This window comes from Streptomyces endocoffeicus, assembly GCF_016741935.1.
Lineage (GTDB): Bacteria > Actinomycetota > Actinomycetes > Streptomycetales > Streptomycetaceae > Streptomyces > Streptomyces endocoffeicus.
The window spans coordinates 94,927-115,873 of the sequence record NZ_JAERRG010000011.1 but is presented as its reverse complement, the minus strand read 5'-3'; the positions used below and the strand labels follow the sequence as shown (position 1 = coordinate 115,873).

21 protein-coding genes are annotated in these 20,947 nt (G+C 69.9%); 10 read left to right on the top strand and 11 right to left on the bottom strand.

Annotated elements, in window-relative coordinates; translation table 11 throughout:
* Positions 1-28 precede the first annotated feature (28 nt).
* Positions 29-1,141, bottom strand: a complete 1,113-nt coding sequence (locus JK364_RS26435) for a methyltransferase domain-containing protein (protein WP_201853784.1) — start codon at positions 1,139-1,141, stop codon at positions 29-31.
* Between the two features lie 86 nt (positions 1,142-1,227).
* Between JK364_RS26435 and JK364_RS26430 the strand changes: the two genes are divergently transcribed.
* Positions 1,228-1,572, top strand: coding sequence for a helix-turn-helix domain-containing protein (locus tag JK364_RS26430; RefSeq protein WP_201853783.1), 345 nt, complete (start codon positions 1,228-1,230; stop codon positions 1,570-1,572).
* A gap of 21 nt (positions 1,573-1,593) precedes the next feature.
* On the opposite strand, the gene JK364_RS26425 is transcribed toward JK364_RS26430, so the two are convergent.
* Positions 1,594-2,340, bottom strand: coding sequence for an SAM-dependent methyltransferase (locus JK364_RS26425; protein WP_201853782.1), 747 nt, complete (start codon positions 2,338-2,340; stop codon positions 1,594-1,596).
* Between the two features lie 278 nt (positions 2,341-2,618).
* Entirely contained in the window at positions 2,619-3,065 is a 447-nt protein-coding gene (locus JK364_RS26420) for an anthrone oxygenase family protein (protein ID WP_201853781.1), read from the bottom strand.
* Between the two features lie 90 nt (positions 3,066-3,155).
* On the opposite strand from JK364_RS26420, the gene JK364_RS26415 reads away from it, so the two are divergent.
* Positions 3,156-3,734, top strand: a complete 579-nt coding sequence (locus tag JK364_RS26415; RefSeq protein ID WP_201853780.1) for a TetR/AcrR family transcriptional regulator — start codon at positions 3,156-3,158, stop codon at positions 3,732-3,734.
* 59 nt (positions 3,735-3,793) lie between these two features.
* Here the strand turns inward: JK364_RS26415 and JK364_RS26410 are convergent, their stop codons facing one another.
* From JK364_RS26410 to JK364_RS26400, 3 genes are read right to left on the bottom strand one after another with little or no spacing between them, the layout of a single operon-like run.
* Positions 3,794-4,387: a hypothetical protein gene (locus JK364_RS26410; RefSeq protein ID WP_201853779.1), complete on the bottom strand. Its 594-nt coding sequence runs from the start codon at positions 4,385-4,387 to the stop codon at positions 3,794-3,796.
* On the bottom strand, positions 4,384-5,652 hold the full coding sequence (locus tag JK364_RS26405; protein ID WP_201853778.1) for a DUF7224 domain-containing protein: 1,269 nt from the start codon (positions 5,650-5,652) through the stop codon (positions 4,384-4,386). Before JK364_RS26405 ends, JK364_RS26410 begins: the two co-directional genes overlap by 4 nt.
* A 3-nt stretch (positions 5,653-5,655) precedes the next feature.
* Positions 5,656-6,399: an ATP-binding cassette domain-containing protein gene (locus tag JK364_RS26400; protein WP_201853777.1), complete on the bottom strand. Its 744-nt coding sequence runs from the start codon at positions 6,397-6,399 to the stop codon at positions 5,656-5,658.
* Positions 6,400-6,726: 327 nt separating this feature from the next.
* Between JK364_RS26400 and JK364_RS26395 the strand changes: the two genes are divergently transcribed.
* The 4 genes from JK364_RS26395 to JK364_RS26380 all read left to right on the top strand — a co-directional run bounded on the left by JK364_RS26395 (position 6,727) and on the right by JK364_RS26380 (position 12,542).
* On the top strand, positions 6,727-7,914 hold the full coding sequence (locus JK364_RS26395) for a cytochrome P450 family protein (RefSeq protein ID WP_201853776.1): 1,188 nt from the start codon (positions 6,727-6,729) through the stop codon (positions 7,912-7,914).
* 282 nt (positions 7,915-8,196) lie between these two features.
* Positions 8,197-9,609 carry an MFS transporter gene (locus tag JK364_RS26390; protein WP_201853775.1) on the top strand — a complete coding sequence of 471 codons (1,413 nt, stop codon included), beginning with the start codon at positions 8,197-8,199 and terminating at the stop codon, positions 9,607-9,609.
* Positions 9,610-9,614: 5 nt separating this feature from the next.
* Positions 9,615-11,387, top strand: a complete 1,773-nt coding sequence (locus tag JK364_RS26385; protein WP_201853774.1) for a glycoside hydrolase family 35 protein — start codon at positions 9,615-9,617, stop codon at positions 11,385-11,387.
* 90 nt (positions 11,388-11,477) lie between these two features.
* Positions 11,478-12,542 carry a LacI family DNA-binding transcriptional regulator gene (locus tag JK364_RS26380; protein ID WP_201853773.1) on the top strand — a complete coding sequence of 355 codons (1,065 nt, stop codon included), beginning with the start codon at positions 11,478-11,480 and terminating at the stop codon, positions 12,540-12,542.
* 21 nt (positions 12,543-12,563) lie between these two features.
* Here the strand turns inward: JK364_RS26380 and JK364_RS26375 are convergent, their stop codons facing one another.
* Complete coding sequence (locus tag JK364_RS26375; protein WP_201853772.1) at positions 12,564-12,830, bottom strand: hypothetical protein; 267 nt, start codon at positions 12,828-12,830, stop codon at positions 12,564-12,566.
* 371 nt (positions 12,831-13,201) lie between these two features.
* On the opposite strand from JK364_RS26375, the gene JK364_RS26370 reads away from it, so the two are divergent.
* The gene (locus JK364_RS26370) at positions 13,202-17,413 is read left to right on the top strand and encodes a wHTH domain-containing protein (protein ID WP_201853771.1); all 4,212 of its coding nucleotides are present in this window, start codon (positions 13,202-13,204) and stop codon (positions 17,411-17,413) included.
* An 8-nt stretch (positions 17,414-17,421) separates the two neighbouring features.
* On the opposite strand, the gene JK364_RS26365 is transcribed toward JK364_RS26370, so the two are convergent.
* From JK364_RS26365 to JK364_RS26355, 3 genes are read right to left on the bottom strand one after another with little or no spacing between them, the layout of a single operon-like run.
* Positions 17,422-17,841, bottom strand: a complete 420-nt coding sequence (locus tag JK364_RS26365) for a type II toxin-antitoxin system VapC family toxin (protein ID WP_201853770.1) — start codon at positions 17,839-17,841, stop codon at positions 17,422-17,424.
* Positions 17,838-18,068 carry a FitA-like ribbon-helix-helix domain-containing protein gene (locus JK364_RS26360; RefSeq protein ID WP_201853769.1) on the bottom strand — a complete coding sequence of 77 codons (231 nt, stop codon included), beginning with the start codon at positions 18,066-18,068 and terminating at the stop codon, positions 17,838-17,840. The genes JK364_RS26365 and JK364_RS26360 overlap by 4 nt, the downstream gene beginning before the upstream one ends.
* Positions 18,065-18,268, bottom strand: coding sequence for a hypothetical protein (locus JK364_RS26355; protein WP_201853768.1), 204 nt, complete (start codon positions 18,266-18,268; stop codon positions 18,065-18,067). The genes JK364_RS26360 and JK364_RS26355 overlap by 4 nt, the downstream gene beginning before the upstream one ends.
* A gap of 153 nt (positions 18,269-18,421) precedes the next feature.
* On the opposite strand from JK364_RS26355, the gene JK364_RS26350 reads away from it, so the two are divergent.
* Genes JK364_RS26350 through JK364_RS26340 form a run of 3 tightly spaced genes read left to right on the top strand, consistent with a single transcriptional unit; the run spans position 18,422 to position 20,189 of the window.
* Entirely contained in the window at positions 18,422-19,273 is an 852-nt protein-coding gene (locus tag JK364_RS26350; protein ID WP_201853767.1) for a helix-turn-helix domain-containing protein, read from the top strand.
* Complete coding sequence (locus JK364_RS26345) at positions 19,252-19,461, top strand: DUF397 domain-containing protein (RefSeq protein WP_201853766.1); 210 nt, start codon at positions 19,252-19,254, stop codon at positions 19,459-19,461. The genes JK364_RS26350 and JK364_RS26345 overlap by 22 nt, the downstream gene beginning before the upstream one ends.
* Positions 19,458-20,189 (top strand): type 1 glutamine amidotransferase, encoded by a 732-nt coding sequence (locus JK364_RS26340; RefSeq protein WP_307841386.1) that lies wholly within the window; start codon positions 19,458-19,460, stop codon positions 20,187-20,189. Before JK364_RS26345 ends, JK364_RS26340 begins: the two co-directional genes overlap by 4 nt.
* Here the strand turns inward: JK364_RS26340 and JK364_RS26335 are convergent.
* Complete coding sequence (locus JK364_RS26335) at positions 20,143-20,925, bottom strand: sulfite exporter TauE/SafE family protein (protein ID WP_201853764.1); 783 nt, start codon at positions 20,923-20,925, stop codon at positions 20,143-20,145. The two genes, JK364_RS26340 and JK364_RS26335, sit on opposite strands and share 47 nt — an antisense overlap.
* Positions 20,926-20,947: the final 22 nt, after the last annotated feature.

Here is a 20,947-nt window from a genome sequence, read left to right as displayed (position 1 = left end):
CGGGACAACGTCCCAGAACCTCCGACCGTCAGAGCGGGGTCAGCCGATCGGGCCCCTCGGGGGCGTACGCGATGGGGTCGTCCGGCTCATGCCAGTGGAGGGCGAAGCGCTGCCCTGCGCGATACGCCTCGAGGCCCGCGCGGCAGTACGCCACCATGTCGTCCGGCAACGCGTCCAGCGGGAACCAGCCCAGCTCCGAGCACTTCTCGGGCTCCCGATTGACGGGCTCGAGCCCGCCCTCTCCCCGCTCCCCCACCTCCGCCTCGAAGAACCACCCCGTACGGGCGTCCCCGGTCGGCGCCTTGTGCTGCAGCACGAGCACGACCCGCACCTCGTCCAGGCCGAGGCTGATCCCGATCTCCTCGGCCGCCTCCCGAAGCATCGCGGCACGCACGTCCTCACCGTCCTCGACATGCCCGGACGGGGCATGCAGCAGCCCATCCGCATAGCCCGTATTCGCCCGCCGCGCGAGAAGGACGTCCCCGCCCCGGCGCAGGATCAGATGCACATCGACGATCTCCCGATGCCGCCGAACCGGCGCGAGGTCCGCCACCAGGGCATACCGCTCGTCGTGCACGGCCCGCCCCCACAGCGCCGCGTCCGGCGCGAGCTGCTCGACCGACAGCCGCTCCGTCAACGGCCCGACCAGCGCGGCCAGCTCGGTGGCGGTCAGCCCGACGGGCTCGGACTCGCCCCACCGCCCCTCGATCAGCACCAGCCGCCCACCCGGCCGCAGCAGCCGCACCCAACGCCGCAGCACCGCCCGCTGATCCGGCAGCATCCACAGCAGATGCCGCACCAGCACGACATCGAACCGCCCCTCCCCCACGGGCGGCTCCGCCGCGTCCCCGACGATCACACTGGCCCCCGTCCCGGCCAGCTTCGCCCGCGCCAGCTCGACCATGCGCGGCGACCGATCGACCCCCGTCACCCGATGCCCCCACTCGGCCGCGAGCAACGCGAGGCTCCCCGTGCCGCACCCGAGGTCAAGCACATCCACGGCCCGCCCGGGCAACCACCCCCGCAGCCGCCCGGCCCACGCCTCCCGCACGGCCGGGTCCCGCAGCCCATGATCCGGCTCATCGTCGAAACCCCCGGCGGCGGCGTCCCAGTAGGCGGTGGTCGAGCTCTCTGCACGCATGCCGCGATGGTCGCATCGACCACTGACAACGCCTCTCATGCGGATGAACACCCCTCGTTCCCCATGTGGCGAATATCGTGCACGACATGAACGACGCGTTGCACAGCCACTGGAAGCGGGCGAGCGAGCGCAAGCATGCCGAGGGTTACCAGGAGTCCGCCGAGGTCGAGCAGGAGCGTCAGGAGCACCGCCTGTCCATGGCGCTGGCCAAAGTCGTCTACGACCGCCGCATGGAACTCGGGCTGTCCCAGACCGAACTGGCCGCCCGCACCGGGTTGACCCAGGCCAAGATCTCCCGGATCGAGGGCTCCGACACCGTGCCCACGCTGCCCCTTCTCGCGAAGCTGGCCAAGGGGCTGAACGCGTCGTTGAACATCGCCATCGACGAGGCCGACGCACGCGTGACGCTCACCGCTCACGAAGCCGCTTAGGCACCGAGATCACCGTGACGCTCAGGGACTCCGGCGCAGTACGAGCGTGACGAAGCCCAGCGTGCCCCGGTAGCCGGACAGCCACTGGGAACGGTGTTCGGCGGCGACCTTGTACGCGTCCAGGGCGTCGGGTTCCTCGCGGTGGTCCAGGGCCCAGCGGGAGAGGGAGCCGGTCCAGGACCACTCGTAGTCGTCCCACTCCCCGGCCGTGCTGACATGGCCGTAGACCGGCGTCCAGCCGTCCGCGACGACGCGGTCCACGGTGGTCGCGAGGTCCGCGTAGTCGTCCCACGTGGCGCCCAGCGCGGAGAGGGCGGCGGCGTCGGGTTCGCGCTCCCAGAAGCCGTCGCCCACCAGGACATGGCCGTCCGGGGCGAGGAGTTCGCGCGCCGCCGCGAGGGTGGGCAGCAGGCCGCCGAAGGCGTGCGCGGCGCCGACGCTCAGGACCACGTCGAAGCGGTGCGCCGAGGCGAAGACCGCGGCGTCCATCTCATGGAGGATCAGCCGGTCCGCGACCTCGGACTCCTCCGCGCCCTCGCGCGCCTGCTCCAGGGCCGCGGTGTGGATGTCCACCCCCTCGGCGCGCATCCACGGATAGCGGACCAGCAGCCGCCGCAGCCATTCGCCGCCTCCGCAGCCGAGGTCGAGGGCATGGTCGGCCTCGTCCGCCACCGCCCGGTCGAGCAGTCGGGCCACCGACTCGTCGGCGATCGGGGCGGCGATCGGGTGGTCGGCGTGCGCGAGATGGGATCTCCGTTGACGGTCCATCCGCACAGCGTGGCAAGACCCGTCCCCCTCCGCAGCCCCTTTTAGGGCTTGGGTCGCCTCCGGCTACGGCTGGGAGGCGCCTCCCGTCGGGGTGCCGTCGCGTTCCCGGATGCCGGGATTTCGGTGGTCAGCCGCCCCCGGGGAGTGGGGATTGTGCGCCACCGGCGCGGCGTCGGCCCGCGGGGTCAGTAATCCGAAGCCCTCTCGGGCTCACCCCGACGGGGCGAAAGCCGTCGATATGCAGGGGCGAACCAGCGCATGTCGGGGCGGCTTTGATATCAGGCGAGGGCGGCGACCAGCAGGGTGAAGGCGGCGATGATGACGGCCACGCGGACGTAGTGGTAGCGGTTCCAGCGGTGCAGCTGCTGCTTCCAGTCGGCGGGCCGGTTCTCGGGGGTCCAGGTCCTGTTCCGGTTGTTGATCGGGACGAGCAGCAGCATCGACATGACCACGCTGACGATCAGCAGGCCGGCGGCGGTGACGACGAGTCCGGCCCCGCCGTGGTGCCATCCGGCGACGGCCCAGATCGCGCTGAGGACGAGCGAGCCTATGTACCAGAACGGCATCAGGGCGCCGAGCATCCGGCCGCCGTGGGCGTGGCCAAGCTGGCCGCTGTCCTCGGGAAGCGCGTCCAGGATCCGGTTCATGATGAAGGCGACGGAGAACTCCACCCCCACCATCACGCCGACGATCACGGTGGTGACGACCTCGAGTGCGTTGAGCATGATGCCCCTCTTCGAATCTAGTACTGCTAGCCGATGAGGCAACGCTAGTACTGCTGCCGCTCGATTGTCTAGTAATGCTAGGATCGTTTTATGTCGGTACAAGAACGCAAGCAGCGCGAACGGGCGGAGCGCGAGCGCCTCATCGTGGCGACAGCCCGCGAACTCGCCGAGCAGCAGGGCTGGGACGCGGTCACCACCCGCCAGCTCGCCGAGCGCATCGAATACAGTCAGCCCGTCCTCTACAGCCACTTCCGCGGCAAGCGCGAGATCATCGGCGCCGTCGCCCTGGAGGGCGCCACCGAGATGGCCGCGGCGGTGCGGGCCGCGACCTCCGCCGAGGACGACCCGCGCGCCCGGGTCACCGCCCTGGCCCGCGCCTACCTCGACTTCGCCGAGCGCAACCCGGCGGTCTACGACGCCTTGTTCCAGCTCGACGGCGGCCTGGCGTACGCGCGGGAGGACACCCCCGAGCCGCTGAAGGACGCCTTCGCCGCCCTGCTCGAATGCCTCGCCGAGGTCGCCGGGGACGGCATCGCCCCGGGGCTGTTCACCGAGATGTTCTGGGCGGCCCTGCACGGGCTCGCCACCCTGACCCGAACGGGCCGCCTGCTGCCCGAGGACGCCGAGCCGAGGGTGGAGCTGCTGGTGGACCGGCTCGCCATGGTCTGACGCAGCATCCCGGCGGGCACGCAGCCGGGGCCCTCGGGCCCCGCCGCTGTCTGCCTTCCTCAGTGAGCGGACCGCAACGGGTCCCGCCGGGTGAGGCAGACGAGAATGCCCACGAGGACGATGGCTGCCGTGATGAGCGGGGCGACCAGGGAGTTCGCGGGGTACAGGATCCAGGCCCAGGGCTCGGGGCGACCGCCGCTTCGCCAGCCGGCCGCCGCGCACAGCAGGGGCACGACGGCGACGGTGACAGCCGCGATGCGGTGGCCGAGGAAGGGAAACAGCAGCAGCGCCAGGCCGACGTATCCGGCGATGTTGCGCCCCAGCACCAAGGCGATGCTGTCGGCCCCCAGGACGTAGCAGAGGGCTGCCACCCCCGCCCCGGTGGCGGCGACCGCCGAGCCGAGCGCGGCGTCCCACCTCCGAACGGGCCGGCAGGCGACGCCTTCGGTGCGCAGGTCGCCGCGTCCCATGCCGTGGAGCAGCATCACCGCCGGCAGCAGTGTGATGAGGTGGCCGACGAGGAAGTGTCCGGACTGGCCGGTCAGCACGGGCACAGGGAGTTCGGCGTTGCCCATGAGGAGTCCCACCGCATTGGTCACGACGACGGACACACTCAGCGCGGGAACGGCGCGAGCCTTCAGCCACCAGTTCATCGGTGGCTCCCGTCCATGCCCAAGTGGGGGCGTACGTCGCACGATCGCATGGCGCGGGTGTTGCGCTCGTACCAGTCGAGCTGGGCCTGTCGGGACTGTTTGAGGACGTGCTGGGCCAGGGCCAGTTCTCGCGGTGCCACCCGGTTAGTGAGGGTCCGGGGCGAGGCGCCGGCAGTGAGGGAAAGCCACGCTCCGACGGGGCCGTAGGCGTCGGCGGCCGGGTAGGGCTCTCCGCTGTCCGCGCAGGCAGGCGATGGTGGAAGGAGCCCTGCCGCCACGCCGGTGGGCACACCGAGGGCACTGATGCCGGGCCCGATGGCGAGCTTGGTCTCGTCAGGGCCTGGCCGGTCGGCCATGGTCAGTGTGGCGGGCACCGCGACGCCGGCCTGACGGAGCCTTGCGACGGCCTTGCGTGACTCGGTGCGGACCATGTCGGCTCGCTGGTCCATCTCGGGCCACAGGCAGATGCGGGGCCGACCGTGGTCGCACACCAGGTCGCCGACCGGGCGGGAGGTCACCGGGTCGGCCCCCATGCCATGGGCGGAGGCGGCACCGCCCGCGAACCCCCCGACGAGCAGCGCGGCCGCGGCGACGACGGCGGGGACGGCCTTCCGGTACTGGATCAGCACGACGGCGGACAGACAGACCCCCGTACCGAACGCTCCCGCGCTGACCAGCGCCCATACGTCCAGGCTCTGGTCGAGCATGCAGCAGTCCTGCAGTCCTCCGCCCACCAGGTGGCGGATCCACAGGATGCTCCAGGAGACCGGGTAGGCGTTGGCGACGAAGCTCGCGATCAGCGTGACCGGCACCGCGACGATCGGAGCCCACAGACGACCCAGAACGAAGCCGACCAGGGTGTTGGCCGCGAGCAGCACCGCTTCGACCACCAGGATGCCGAGATTCGGCATGCCGAAGCCGACGTCGGCGGCGGCCGCGGAGACGTACAGGGCCGCGGTCATGCCGACCACGCCCATCACGAACACCGGCAGCAGGAGAGGGAAGGCGATGGCCAGCGGCGAGCGCACCGCGTTCTGGTCGGAGATACGTGCGCGCCTGAGCCGGCTTCCCTCCCAGGCACCGGCTCCGGCACACGCGGGGCCCACGAAGGAGAGGGCCAGGCTCGCGGTGCCGGTGGCGGAGAGCCAGTAGTGGGGCGTGACCCACTCGGACAAGTTGTCGCTGAGGGCGATGACGATGAAGCCGGCCAGAAACGGCAGGAGACGGGTACCGGACGAGACGCGGACGACGGTACGGAGCAGCATGGGTCAGATCTCCTCGCCCACGAGCTGGGCGTAGGCCGCTTCCGCGCGCTCGCGAGGCCCCTGGGCGTTGTCGGCCATGGCATGGAATTCGGCGGTGGTGCCGTGGAAGCGCACCGTGCCCCGGTCCAGGACGACCACGTGCTGGTAGAGGTCGGCGAGGTCTTCGGTCTGGTGGGTGGAGACGACGATGTGCACGTCGTCGGCGAGCTGTTCGAGTAAGGACCGGAAGACCTTGCGCTGAGTGGGGTCCAGGCCCGCGGTCGGCTCGTCCATGAGGATGAGCTCGCTGTGGTGGGTGAGGGCGCCGGCGATGCCCATCCGGCGCAGTTGGCCACCGGAGACCTGGTGGCTGCGGCGGTCGGCGAGCTTGTCCAGGCCGACACGGCCGAGAGTGGTGGCCGATGCCTTCCAGGCATCAGAGCGGTTCATGCCTTTGAGCCACCCGGCGAAGGCGACTTGCTCCCGTACGGTCAGGCCCGGTACGGGCGTGATGTGCTGCGGCAGCCAGGCCACTGCCTTCCGGTACGCCCTCACATCCTTGCGGGCCGCGGGGTCGCGGCCCTTCCAGGTGACAGTGCCGTCCAGGGGCTTGAGCTGGGAAGCGGCCAGCGCCATGAGCGTGGACTTCCCAGCCCCGTTCGGGCCGAGCAGCACCGTTGCCGCGCTGCTGACGCGAAGGTCGAAGCCGTCGAGAACGGTCGTCTTCCGGTTGTACCGGAAGGAGACACCATGTAATTCCAAGGCCATGAGCCGCACAATCCGCCGCCAGGGTGGTCCCGAGGAGGCTGTGGTGAGGAGCGGGAGCCGCCCCGGCGCAGGCAGTACCCGCCTGCACCGGGGCACCCGTGAAGACGTGCCGTACCGTCTCCGGGTTCTCGTAGGCGATGACCACCCTGTTGGCGCTCATGGCGCCGCCCGTGTTGAAGCTGAAGAGCTCGAAGTAGTACTTACCAAACGACTGGTCACTCCAGGCGGACTTGCCGCAGCTGTTGGCGCGGGTGCCCTTGTCATCGTCAGGCAGCAGGTCGCGGCCCCAGCAGGCCCGAACATCGTCGTTACGGAAGCGAGCCGAGCATGACCCCCACATCGCCACCAACACCCCTGTTCGACAACAACCTCATGTCCGACCCGCACGGCGTGTACGCCCGCCTGCGTCAAGTCAGCCCCGTGCACCGCACCACCACCCCCGACGGCACGCCGGTGTGGGTCGTCACCCGGTACCAAGACGTGCGCGCCGCGCTCGCCGACCCGCGGCTGTCGCTGAACAAGGCCAACGCCCGCACCGTCGGCCGCTACCAATCGTCCATGCCGCCGGAGCTGGACGCACACCTGGTCAACATGGACCCGCCCGACCACACACGGCTTCGACGCCTGGTGGCCAAGGCATTCACCGCCCGCCGTGTCGAAAGCCTCCGGCCGCGCATTCAGGCCAGCACCGATGAACTCCTCAATGCCATCACCGAGCGGCCGGCGGACCTGATGCGGGCCCTGGCGAACCCACTACCCATGGTCGTGATCTGCGAGCTGCTCGGCGTCCCGGCCCAGGACCGCCGAGACTTCCGCAGGTGGACCAACACCCTGCTCGGACCTGGCCCCGACGCGGCCGTGGAGTCCCGAACCGCGATGCGGGAAATGCACCACTACCTCGTCGGCGTCATCGCCGCCAAACGTGCCCGCCCGACCGACGACCTGCTCACCGCCATGATCGAGGCGCGCGACGAGCGCGACAGCCTCAGTGAGTCCGAGCTGGTCGCGATGGCGTTCCTGATCCTGTTCGCGGGCTACGACAACGCGGTCAACCTCATCGGCAACGCCACTCTGGCGCTGCTGCTCCACCCCGCAGTGATGACCGCGGTCCGCGACGGGCACACACCTGTCCGCGCCGTCCTGGAAGAGACACTGCGCTGGAACCCGCCTTCCACACTGGGCGTGCGACGCTTCGCCCTCGAGAACCTCACCATCGGCGGAGTCGACATTCCGGCGGGCGCACGGGTCTGGGTCTCCCTCATCTCAGCCAACCGCGACGGCCAGTTCGAAGAGCCGGACCGCTTCCGTCCCGAGCGCGCTGTCGCCCACCTCGGCTTCGGCCACGGCATCCACCACTGCCTCGGTGCACCTCTCGCGCGTCTGGAGGGCGAGATCGCCCTGACCAGCCTCCTGGAGCGGTTCCCCGATCTGCGACTGGCGATACCCGCCCGCGATCTGGCTTGGACGCCGTCATTCCACAGGCGCGGCCTGATGGAACTGCCCGTCGTCTGGTAAACGCCGGCACACCGCCCCGTGATCACACCGAGGCTCCAGCTCATGTCCGGGTGCGGTAAGCGCGCTGTCGGCATGCCCGTGAGCAGTATTGGCGGGGCCGTCCGGTGACGGTTGGGGGGAGGGGACGGCCGCACACAGCGCAGCTACGGGTGGGGGCAAGATCCTCCGAGGTTTCGTCACACCCGGGTGCCTCGCCGAGCCCGCTGCGGCGGACTTCCTCATACACCGCCTGGCCGGAGCTGTCCGAGACCGGTGCCTTGGAACAGTGCCTTGACGGTCCGTATGTTAGCGGTAACACTCCCCCTCGTGGACTCCTTGGAGCAACCGGAGCAACCAACGAGCACCCCCTCACCGCCACCTCCTCCCCGACGACTCTTCAGCCGCGCCGCCGTGGCCGCCTCCTGCGTCGGCTTCGTTCTCATCGGCGCGCTCCAGGCGCTCTACGGGCCGTCGATCCCCGCCCTGCGCGACACCTACGGGCTGTCGCCGTCGGCGGCCGGGGTCGGGCTGAGCGCGCATTTCATCGGCGCGGTGGCGGGTGTCCTCGTCTTCGACCGGCTCTTCGGGCGGATCGGCAACCGCCGGCTGCTGGGCTGGTCCTACCTGCTCATGGCGGGTGGCGCGGCCGGGTTCGCGCTCGCGCCCAGCTGGCCGCTCGCCCTGGGTCTGGCGTTCCTCGCGGGGCTGGGCTTCGGCGGGATCGACTACGGGCTGAACCAGCTCTTCGCCGTCGGCTTCGGGCGCCGTAGCGCCGCCATGCTCAACATCCTCAACGCCCACTTCGGCATCGGCGCCGTCCTCGGCCCGGCCCTCATCGGCCTGGTCGGGGCCGCCCACTACCCCGCCGTCTTCCTCGGCTTCGCCGCGCTCACGCTGCCGCTGCTGCTGTGTCTGGCCGGGGTGCGCGACGAGGCCCCGCCGCGCGGCGGCGACACGGGGGCGGACGCCGACGCGGACAAGCACACCGGCGCCCAAAGCCGCGTTCGCGCCCGCGGCCTCGCCACCGTCCTGGGCGCCTTCGTCGTCCTCTACGTCCTCCACGTCGCCATCGAGTCCGGCGTCGGCGGCTGGGAGCCGACCCATCTGGAGGCCATCGGCTACGGGGCGACCGCCGCCGCCTCCGCGACCTCCGCCTTCTGGCTGATGATGACGGTCGGCCGTTTCCTCGTCGCCCCGCTCGCCCTCCGCTGGTCCGCCCAGGCGATCATCGCGGTGAGCTGCGCGGGGATGACGGGGTGTCTGCTGCTGGCCGCGATCCCCGCCGCGGCCCCGTACGCGTACGCGGGCGCCGGGCTGTTCATCGCGCCGATCTTCCCCACCGGGCTGCCCTGGCTGCTCCGGGCCGCGCCGCGCGCCCACCGGGCCGGGGCGCTGGTCATGGCGGCCTCGATGGTCGGCGGGGTCGCCGCACCGCCCGCGCTCGGCAAGGCGATCGAACTCGCGGGCGTCCGCGCCGTACCGCTGATCCTCTGCGCCATCTCCGCGGTGTGCCTGATCACCACCGGATGGCTGATCCGCGCCGCGTCCCCGTCCGTACTCCCTACGTCACTTCCTACGTCACCCACACGCCCAACGTCACCCTCGTCCGTACCTCCTGCGTCACCCGGACGCCCCGCGCCACCCTCATCCGACAAGCCCGCCACCGGCGACCCCGCCACCGACGATCCCGCCCCCGCCCCCGAAAGGACCTCCTGACCCCCATGCCCGCCGTCCCGCCCGCCCTGACGCTCTCCGACGACGGTTTCCTGCTGCACGGCGAGCCCTTCCGGATCCTCTCCGGCGCCCTCCACTACTTCCGCACCCACCCCGACCAGTGGGCCGACCGGCTGCGCAAGGCGCGGCTGCTGGGGCTCAACACCGTGGAGACCTACGTCCCGTGGAACCTCCACCAGCCCGCCCCCGGCGCCCTGGACCTCGACGGGCTGCTCGACCTCCCCCGCTTCCTCGAGCTGGCCCACGCCGAGGGGCTGCGCGTACTGCTGCGCCCCGGGCCGTACATCTGCGCCGAGTGGGAGGGCGGCGGGCTGCCGTCCTGGCTGACCGCCCAGCCCGGTCTGCGCCCGCGCAGCCGCGACCCCCGCTTCACCGCCGCCGTGGACGCGTACCTCGATCTGCTGCTGCCACCCCTCGCTCCCCATATGGCGGCGCGCGGCGGCCCGGTGATCGCCGTCCAGGTGGAGAACGAGTACGGGGCGTACGGCGACGACACCGCCTATCTCGCGCAGCTGGCCGACGCGTTGCGCACCCGTGGCGTCGAGGAGCTGCTGTTCACCTGTGATCAGGCGGACAAGGCGAAGCTGGCGGCCGGGAGCCTGCCCGGAGTGCTCACCACCGGCACCTTCGGCGGCCGGATCGGCGACTCGCTGGAGGTGTTGCGCACTCACCAGGAGAGCGGGCCGCTGATGTGCGCGGAGTTCTGGATCGGCTGGTTCGACCACTGGGGCGAACCGCACCACGTCCGCTCCGCCGACGACGCGGCGGCGGACCTCGACACGCTGCTGTCGGCGGGCGCGTCGGTGAACATCTACATGTTCCACGGCGGCACCAACTTCGGTTTCACGGCCGGCGCCAACCACGACCACGCCTACACCCCCGCCGTCACCTCCTACGACTACGACGCGGTGCTCACCGAATGCGGCGACCCGGGCCCCAAGTACGCCGCGTTCCGCGATGTCATCGCCCGCCACGCCGCCGTCCCCGACGAGCCCGTCCCGGAGCCCTCGCCCAAGCTGCCGCCGACCGAGGTCCAGCTCACGGCCTCGGCCAACGCCCTGGTCTGCGCCGAATCCCTGTCCCCCGGCGAGCAGTTCACCGACCCGCCCACCATGGAGCGGCTGGGCCAGGCGTACGGCTTCGTCCTCTACGGCGCGGAGCTGCCCGCGCTCGGCGACCGCGTCCTGCACTTCACGGGCGGGGTGGGCGACCGGGCGCAGGTCTTCGTCAACGGCGCCCCGGCGGGCGTCCTGGAGCGCGAGCGGCACGAGGACACTCTGCATGTGCGGAGCCCGGAGTACGGGGCCCGGCTGGACGTCCTGGTCGAGAACATGGGCCGGGCGAACTACGGACCGCGCATCGGCGACCCCAAGGGCATCACCGGCCCGGTCACCCTCGACGGCGAGCCGCTGGAGAACTGGACCTGCCACCCGCTCCCCCTGGACCACCTCCCCGAACTGCCCTTCCGTACCACGGACACCCCCGTCGCCGGTCCGTCCTTCCACCGTGGCACCTTTACGGTGGACACCCCGGCCGACGCGTTCCTCGCCCTGCCCGGCTGGACCAAGGGCGTGGCCTGGATCAACGGCTTCCACCTCGGCCGCTACTGGTCGCGCGGCCCGCAGCGCCGCCTCTACGTGCCCACGCCGGTGCTGCGGCCGGGGACGAACGAGCTGGTCCTGCTGGAGCTGCACGCGGCGACGACACGGACGGTACGGCTGACGGACGAGCCGGACCTGGGCTGGACGGACGAGACCTGAGACGTACGAGGCCTGAGACGCACAAGGGCTCAGACACACGAGAGCTGAGACTCACGAGAGCTCAGACGCACGAGGGGAGACACAACGGACATGGGCGGGCCGGAGGAGGAAGCGGGCGAGCCCCAGCGCGTCCGGCGGCGCCGGGCCACGGCGGGCGGCGGGGCCGTGATGGCCGACGTCGCCCGCCGCGCCGGGGTCTCCGGCCAGACCGTCTCCCGCGTCCTCAACGACCATCCCCGGGTCCGCCCCGAGACCCGCGAACGCGTCCGCGCCGCCATGCGCGAACTGGGCTACCGCCCCACCGCCAGCGCCCGCACCCTGGCCAGCGGCCGGAGCCGGACGCTCGGCGTGATCTCCTTCGACGCGGCCCGCTTCGGCCCGGCCGCCACGCTCGTGGGCATCAACGAGGCCGCGCAGGAGGCCGGTTACCTGGTCAGCGCGATCGCGCTCACCGCCGCCGACCAGGAGGCGGTGCGGGGCGCGGTCGACCGGCTGCTCGGCCAGGGCGCGGACGGCATCATCGCGATCGCCCCGCAGCGCTCGGTGGGCGAGGCCCTGGTCGAGGCCGACCACGGCATCCCCATGGTCACCCTGGACAAGAGCTTCGGCGCCCGCTTCCCCGTCGTCGCGGGCGACTCCGCGTCCGGCGCCCGCCAGGCCACGGAACACCTGCTGCGCCTCGGCCACCGCACGGTCCGCCATATCGCGGGCCCGGTCGGCTGGATCGCCGCCGAGGCGCGGGTGGACGGCTGGCGGGCGGCCCTGAAGGACGCGGGCGCGGAGGCGCACGAGCCGCTCTTCGGCGACTGGAGCGCGGACTCGGGCCATGAGCTCGGCCGCCGCATCGCCCACGACCCGGCCGCCACGGCGGTGTTCGTCTCCAACGACCAGATGGCGGTGGGCGTCCTCCGCGCCCTCCACGAGGCGGGCCGCCGGGTCCCCGAGGACATCAGCGTCATCGGCTACGACGACATCCCGGAGGCGGCCCATCTGCTGCCCCCGCTCACCACGGTCCGTACGGACTTCGCGGAGATCGGCCGCCGCTGTCTGAGCCTGATGCTGGACCAACTGGAGCGCACCCCCGAGCCGGGGGTGCGCGTGACCATTCCTACGGAGCTGGTCATACGCGAGAGCTGTGGGCCCTCCCCGGGCTGAGGCGGCTCCTCAAGCGCGACATCAGCGCTTCCCGCGCACCGCGCGCACCACCTCGGCCACAGCCCCGAGAATCCGTGCCCGATCCCGCGATTCGGCCCCGCCCAGGGCGGACCGGACGACGAGCACGGCCGCACCGGAGACGATCAACAAGGTGACGACACCGCAGGCAGCGGCGGCAAGAAGCGGGTCCATTGCGGCTCCTTCGGAACACGGGAAGATGATGTCGACGATGGTGTCGGGCCCGTCATCACCGCTGCACCGGCCGATCCTGCTGATTTCGGATGACATTGCAGGTCAGAGCGGTAATGTACGACGTTCCGACTCGGCCGACCCGGCCGAGTCGGGGGCACCGGGGCGAGCACGGACGGGGGCGGGGAGCCATGGCGGGATCGCCAGGGTACGAGGAGGCACTGGCGCGGCTGATGAGGCTGGCGGGCAGCCCTGCGGCGGCTGATGTGCGCGAGGAGATGAGGAGAGAACTTCCTCGATCGCAACGGCCTCCAGCGGACAGCACCATCGCGGACTGGATCACGGGCCGGACGATTCCCCGTCAGAATGAGGACCTCGAAGCGTTCCTGTCCGCGCTGTATCGCATGACGAAGACGAGGCGGCTCCCCTCGCCACAGCCGACCCTCCCAAGCCGTCAGCAATGGCGGAAAATGGCGGACGAAGCGCGGGAGGCCCGCCGCAACGGGACGGCCGCGCGAGGCGCCCACGCCTTTTCCCCACCCTCCACCCCCAACACACGGCGGATCTGGCTGGACGAGGCAGCGGGGTCCCGGGCATGGCGGTTGCTGAAGGCGGGTGACGAGCGGCGGGCCGAGCCATTGCGGAAGCAGACCCTGGAAGTCGCCGGTCGGCTGGCCGAGTTGTACGAGGAGGCGCGTGAAGCGCTGACCGACGACCCGTGGCAGGACACAAACCTGGCGCCGCGCACCGCCCGCAGGACCAATCAGCTACTCCACATGGTCTGGCGCGACGAGCAGGACGCACTCGTTCCCGCCGAGGCCGCCCTGCTCGCGCTGCTCCCGTTCCTCCACCAAGTGCACCGGACGCGTACGGCCGCCGAGCTGTCCCACGTCAGTCCGACCGATCTGCGGCAGATGGGCTCGGCCGACCCCGAACGGCAGGCGTACGAGGTGCTGCTGCGGGGGCACGAACGGCTTGTACGCCGGACGGAACTCGGCCATCTGAGCGACCGGACGGACGGACGCCGGGAAATCGGGTGGTGGCTGTTCCATCAGTGGGCGAAGCGGCAGCCCGGACAGCCGCAGGCACTCCGGATGGCCATGGACGTGGACGGCACCGACATCGGAGCAGTACTCGATCCGGAGCTGCTGCCCCGGCTGTTCTCCTCCGCCCATGTGACCCCGCAGGAGATGTACGGCGCCACCCACGAGGGGCACCGACGCAATGAGGTGTTCCCGCTCGACTTCGGTGGCCGCGACTTCCAGGACGTGCGAGAGTGGTTGTTGGGGCTGGTGATCGCGGTGGCCCATGGCCTGGCGATCGAGGTCACCGACCTGTCTTCGGCGATCGTCAAGCACGTGGGAATCCCCGATCCCCTCGATCCCGCCCGGCTCCTCGCCACCGTGCGAGCGGCGTCCTGGCGCCACCACCTGGATGTGCTCGGGCTCACGGCCGAGTGCGACCACCCCGCGGCTGTGGCCGCCCTCACCGACCACACCTTGCGGGTGGAGTCGCTGCTGCGCGGCATACGGCAGACCGCCGTGCCGGAGCTCGGCACGCTACCGGTGTACACCAACGCCGACCAGGTACGTGAGGCCGACGCCCTCAGCACGCCGGGGACCGCCGACAGGGTCATCCGCTTCCGGCTCGACGAAGAACGCGTCCAGGAACTCCTCATGGGCGAAAACCTTTACCGCGACCGTTCCCTCGCCATCCGCGAGCTCTATCAGAACGCCCTGGACGCGTGCCGCTACCGCCGGGCCCGGGAGCAGGCCCGCAACGGCCCGGATGACGACACGTACCAGGGTCGGATCGCGTTCCATCAGGGGATCGACGACGAGGGCCGCTCCTACCTGGAGTGCCGGGACAACGGCGTCGGCATGAACGAGATCATGCTCTCCGAGGTCTTCTCCCAGGCCGGGGTCCGCTTTACGGATCTTCCCCGCTATCAGGAAGAGCGACAGGAGTGGCACAACCAGGGCATCACCATTTATCCGAACAGCCGGTTCGGCATCGGTGTGCTCAGTTACTTCATGCTCGCCGACGAAATCCGCGTCATCACATGCCACATGGATGGGATCAACGGCAGGTTGGCGGAGATCACCGTCCTCATCACCGGGCCGGGACACTATTTCAGGATCCGCTCAACCGGCCGACCGGGGACCATCGGGACCACAGTCCGCCTCTATCTGCGGAACGGCGACAAGACGCTCTCATGCGTCACGGAACTCCGGAGGCTCTTGGGCATCGCCGAATTCAGGACCACCGCGGAGCATGGAACACAGCGGGCGGAGTGGCAGCCGGGCGTCATGAACCCCCGGGAGTCACCGGGATCCCGGTACGACGGCTTTGAGGCCCACAGCCCGCTGGCCAGCTGGTCCGCGAGTCCCGGGGACAGGAGCGGCCAGGTCGTCTGGTGCGAGTACGGCGGAGGCGTCCTGGTCGACGGAATCTATGCCGAGCCCCGCGTACAGCACGGCGTATTAACCGACCCGGGTGGCTTTGGCAAACTCTACGGCGCCGTGGTGAACCTCACCGGAGAGAGCCGCCCCAAGCGGCTTTCCGTGGACCGCACGGAGATCCTGGACGACGATGTCTGCCTGGAGGTGGAGCGGCTCATCAGGGCAGCACTGCCGACGCTGCTCACCTCCGAGCCCGCGGTGCTGGACACCGACTGGCTGGAAAACGTCTCGGGCTGCAGCCCCAGGCTCGCCGATATCGTGACCGAGGCGGCCGGAGCGGCGGGCTACAAGCTGGAATTGCACGACCATTCCTCGTCCGTCGCCACGGCCGGGTTCTTCCCACAGGACATGCACATCGTCCATCGCGACGACTCGGGACTCTCGGAGACCGAAACGGTGCTGGGCGAAACGCTGTCGGGACGCGTGTACGGCCATCCGGGCGACGCCACCTTGCTGTGGCGCTTACTGGCCCAGCGACCCAACGCCGAATTGGCCGCGCTGGTCGAGATCGTGCCGGAACTCGCCCGAGTCAGGAGCGTACTCACCGCCCTCCCCTCGGACGTCTTCGTGCTAACCACCCACTTCAAGAAGTGGAATGATCGAATGTGGCCCGGCAAGGACGCCATAACCATGCAACTCGCCACCCCGGGCCATGCGCTCTTCGTAGCCAGCGTCAGCGGGACGTCATACGGAGAAGTTGTCTCGCGTATGGAGCAGCTCCGCGTGCCGTCTCCCGCCCGGCCCAGTGGCGCCCCCGTTGTCGACGCGGTTGGCCTCGCGCTGCTCACTCATGACCTTCACGGACTCAGCCGCTACGAGGAGACGGAGGTGTTGTACTGGATCGAAGCCGACGAGCCGGTGCCACCGGGACATCTCCTGACCGCCAACTTGGTGCTTGACATCAGCGTGGAGGAAGCCATTCGCCGGATGAGAGCCTTCGGCTTCACCGTCCCGGACGAAGACGCGTTGCCACCGAACCCGAACGAACTGACACTGCGGGTGCTCAGCACGTGGCTCACCGGTAAGTGGCCCTGGCTGAACCCGTCCGAGCCCGTCGCGCTCGACCATGTCCTCCGGGCGGCCGTGAAGTTACAACGCTCGGCACTGGAGGTGACACAGGAACTTCGAACCCACGGTTACCGTGTGGAGATCGACTCCACCCATGAACGGTCGGCCGACGGCCTCCTAAGGCAGGGCGCTGAGTGGGGCTGGTACATCGAAGACTGGCAGGGCCTGAAGGACGGTGAGACGATTCCACCTGGTCTGCTCGCCCGTACATCACTCGACCTGAGTGTTCCTCTCATCGAGGTCGCCCGGCGGATCCAGGAACTGGGCTTCGCCCCGCCCTCCGCTCTCCCGGATCACGCGGACGACACGGACCGGGTAATACTCAGCGTTGACGCGAAGGGCGAAGCCCCTTGGCTCACAGTCCACACCGACCTGTATGTCGATTATGTGGCGAAAGCGGCTGTGGCGACCGGGCTCTCACCATCAGCGGTGACATCCCGGCTTCACGCCTACGGGCTCGTACCGCCAGACCCCCCGTTCCCCGCACGCGCCGAGCCGAACGACGTCCGCCTGCTCAAGATGGCGATCGTCTCCTCTGAGACCCCCTCCTCGGAGGACGAGCCGGTACTGGTTCATCAAGTGATTCAGATCGCCATCGAACTCGGCGTATCACCCGCGGCCGTCGTCGACCGTCTCGCCCAGTACGGTCTGCGCACCTCCCTCGGCACAGCGCCGGCGAAGGGGAACAGATTCGATTCCGACCTTGTCAGCCTGGGGCTGAAGAGCGACGGTCGACATGAAGAATGGCCGCCGCTCGACTGGGACAAGCCGGTACCGCTTCACCATCTGATCACCGCCTCGGCCAGACTGTTCCTGGAGCCGCGTGAGGTCACGGAGCGCCTGTCCGCCTTTGGCTTCCGCGTCCCCGACTACCAGTCGGCACAGGTGGACGAGGTGGACCGCCGCCTCTGCGCCGAACAGCACCAGTGGGGCAACCAGGCCAATTACCTTCCCCTCGGCCTCCGCCACCCCATCACCGACTTCCTTCGCATCGCCCGCTTCTCAGGCGTGCCGACAGGCGAGCTCGTAAGGCGGCTGAGACACTTGGGGGTCGACCTCCAGCGAGTGGCCGACACCGTCCGCGCCGCCCTGCCCCAGGTCCCCGGCCTGGTCATGGAGGACGGCAGCGGCCCGCCCCCCGGGACCCCGTGAGCGCCTCGTCAGGGACAGGCCCCAGGCGCCTCGATCTCACAGCGTGCCACCCCGCTCCTGGCGATCCTGGCATCGCTGGTGATGAACGGCACGCCTAGGCTTTCGGCAAGCGCGACGTACTGGGCGTCATAGGTGGACAGGTTGCTCGACAAACCCTTGACTCGCTCCCAAAGGATCAGCGTTTCATGCCGGTCGATCGGCAGGTCGCGATACGTCACCACGGCCTTGCGGAGCTGCTTATCGCTCAGCTTGGGATCGTCACCGCGTCGCCCGCGCGCCAGGCCGAGCAACGCCGACATGATCTCGTAGTCGAGCAGGTGGGGTGCGGCGAGCCGATCTTCCTTCGCGACACGTTCACGTACCCCGTGCCCGGTGGAACCCTCGTCCGTCAGGAAGAAGACGAGCGCGGAGCAATCGATGACGATCAACGGCCCGCCCGTGCGTCGTCGATCGCGGCGAGCACGTCCGATGCGCTCAGGCTCGCGCCGGCCTCGGCTTCGGCACGGGCTGTGACCTCGGCAAGCGTGGGCCTGGAGGCTTCACCGACAAGCACATCCAGCGCATACGCCTGGAGCGACTTGCCAGCCCGCGCGGCGCGGGCCTTCAGCGTGGCGAGGGCGTCGTCGGGTACGTCGCGGATGGTCAGAGCAGTCATAAGCTGCATTTTAGCAGCATCGCATGCATAATGCAGCTGCATCGCAGGTCCACCCCCTGGCGGTGGCGCGGACAGCGGCAGGGCGGGAACTGGCTGGACCGCAGGGGTTCGAGCTTGTCCTTGACCACGACGACCACCCTGCCGAGCTCCTGCGTCACGACCGCGCCGTCCGGCGAGACGCGGTAGACGCGCATCGTCATCCGTGGGGCGGTGGATTCGGTGTGTGTGAACACGTTGACCTGTCTTTCCGGTCGGCCAATTACGTTGAGTGCACACACCGTTGCGTTCCGGCACGTAGGCTGGAAAGAGGCGACACGTCCCAGCCAAGATCGCGGGACAAGAGGGGATGCACCATGCCGTTCCAGCCACGCGAACTGTTTCCCGACCGCTCCGCCCGCGACCTCTTCGGCGCGGAGATCCGCCGCCACCGCGAGAAGGCGGACATGTCGCTGCGGCGGCTGTCCGAGGTGCTGAACTACAGCAAGTCGCACCTGGCCCGGATCGAGGCGGCGGAGTCCCTGCCGTACGACGACCTTCCGGCGAAGTTGGACGCGTGCTTTGGGACGGACGGGATGTTCGCGCGGGTGTATGCGCTGGCGAAGAATGAGCTCTTTCCGGGCAAGTATCGGCGAATGATCGAGATCGAGAAGCGCGCCGCCGTCATCGAGCAGTACGTGAGCGTGGGTGCTCCCGGACTCCTCCAGACACCGCAGTACGCCGAGGCGTTGATGCGCCGCGTCCATCCGCATGCGCCGAACGCGGAGATCGAGGCCATGGTCAAGGCTCGTATCGATCGGCAAGCCCGGCTGGCCGAGCCCAAGCCGCCACGCTGCTGGTTCGTTCTGGACGAGGCCGTGCTGCGCCGCCCCGTCGGCGGACCGGACGTCACCTGCGGCCAGTTGGCGTCCCTGCTCAGGCGTGGGACACGGTCGCACGTGACCATTCAGGTGCTTCCCTTCGCGGCAGGGGAGCACCCGGAAATGCTGGGCGGTGTCCTGAAGCTCTACACCGTGCCCGGCGAACCGCAGGTGGCCTACGAAGAAGGCAGTCGGTCAGGCGTCCTCATCGAGGACCAAGTGGGAGTCGCCATGCGCCGGGAGAACTACGATCTGCTCAGGGCAATGGCCCTCTCGCCTCGTGATTCCGAGGTAATGATCCAAGCCGCGATGGAGGACTACACCCCATGCCCACGACCAGGGACGTAAGTGCAGCGGTCTGGCGCAAGAGCAGCTACAGCAACGGCGATGGCGGCGACTGCGTCGAGGTCGCCGACAACCTCCCCGGCATCGTTCCCGTACGCGACTCCAAGGACCCCGACGGCCCCACCCTCATATTCCCCAGCGATTCATGGAGCACCTTCATAGCCAGCCTGAAGAAGAAGGCAGGGATGTGAGACGCCTCCTCGTCGTCCGCAACGCGGAGCGCAGTGGGCCGGGGCGGTTCCGGCCGTGGTGGGAGGAGATGGGGCTGACGGTGGTCGAAACCGACGGTGCGTCGGCCCCCGCGTCCCCGGAGGGTTTTGACGCGGTGGTCCTGCTCGGTGGTGGCTTCCTGCCGGATGCCGACGCGTACGCGCCCTGGCTACCGGCCGAACGGGAACTCGCCAGGCGTGCCATCGCCGAGGGCATCCCGTTACTGGGGATCTGCCTGGGGGCCCAGGTGCTCGCCGTCGCGGCGGGTGGGACAGTGGTCGGCGATCATGGTCGGCCCGAACGGGGCTCCTGTGCTGTCCGGTTGAGGCCCGAAGCCGACGCCGACGCGCTGTTCGCCGGGGTACCGCGTGAGTTCCGCGCCATCCAGAACCATCGTGACCAAATCACCGTGCTTCCCCCTGCCGCCGTCTGGCTCGCATCGAGCGACGCCTGTCCGGTGCAGGCGTTCCGGATGGGCGAGCGGGCCTGGGGCGTGCAGTTTCATCCGGAGGCGGGGGCAGACCGCCTCGACGGCTGGGACGAAGCCGCCCTGGCCGACGCGGGCCTGGACCTGCGCGCGCTCCGGGCCGAGGCCGAGCGGGTCGAGCCGGAGTCCATGCGTACGGCGAGGCGACTGGCGGCGAACTTCGCCGATGTGGTCCTCAGCGCAGCAGCAGCTGAAGTCCGCCCAGCACCGTCGCCGCGATGACCAGCCGCTCGAAGAGCTTCTGGTTGATCCGGTCCACGCACGCCTTACCGATGTACGCACCGGGCAGGACGAAGAGCGCCAGCAGCGCGTCCAGGAGCAGGGAGCGGCCGTCGATCAGGCCGAGGCTGACGCTGAAGGGCACCTTGGCGACGTTGACGATCAGGAAGAACCACGCCGAGGTGCCCAGGAAGCCCAGCTTCCGGAAACCGGCGGAGAGCAGGTAGAGCGACATCACGGGGCCGCCCGCGTTGGCCACCATCGTGGTGAAGCCACCGAGCACGCCGTACGAACCGGCCTTGAGCCGTGCGCCCGCCCCGTCGGCGGCATCGGCGGCATCGGCGGCCGGGACCTCCGGGGCCGCCGCCCGGGCGGCCGCACGGCGTCGCCATAGCGTGACGCCCGCCATCAGCAGCAGGATCGCCCCGATGGACGTCCGCACCTCCGCGTCCCCGGCCCACAGCATGAACACCGTCCCCACCACGACCCCGACCGCGACGGCCGGGAACAGCCGCAGCAGGGTCCCCCAGTGGGCGTGCCGCCGGTAGGTGCCCACGGCGAGCACATCGCCGACGATCAGCAGGGGCAGCAGCACACCGGTCGACTCCCGGGCCGGAAGCACGGCCGCGAAGATCGCGAGGCTGACGGTATTGGCGCCGCTGACGGCGGTCTTCGAGAAGCCGACGAGTATGGATGCCGCCGCGAGCGCGGCGAACTCCCAGAGGGTAACGGTGTACATGCCACGGAATCATTCCAGGCCA